General features: G+C 60.8%; 1 pseudogene. It reads right to left on the minus strand.

Annotated features, from left to right (window positions below):
- Window positions 1–380: pseudogene (locus AB4Y92_RS26435) on the minus strand (IS1595-like element ISLgu1 family transposase); the annotation flags it as partial.

Raw genomic sequence — 380 nt, forward strand, 5'->3', positions numbered from 1 at the left:
AGGCGTCGCTTGGCGAAGCTCCAGAAGCTCTCGATGCCATTGATGTGGTTGTCGCCCTCGGCGAAGTGATTGCCGCTGTGGCGGATGCGCCAGTGCTTGGCATAGCCCAGATCGACCAGGCCGTCATAGCTGGACAAGCAGTCGGAGAGGATTTCGCTCTCCAGGCGAATATGCCCACGAATTAAGGCCTGCAGCGTGGCGGTTTTGCAGTTGGGGACGATCTGGGTGTAGACGTGCTGGCCGCGTTTGAGCATGCCGAAGACGATGGTTTTCTTGCCGGCGCCGCGTCCGCGTTTGCCGCGCACGCGCCACGGCCCGAAGAAGGATTCATCGACTTCGACCTGACCGGTGAAGGGCGAATGTTGTTCGCAGTCGTGAGC

The sequence above is a fragment of the Lysobacter sp. TAB13 genome (assembly GCF_052113885.1).
Lineage (GTDB): Bacteria > Pseudomonadota > Gammaproteobacteria > Xanthomonadales > Xanthomonadaceae > Lysobacter > Lysobacter gummosus.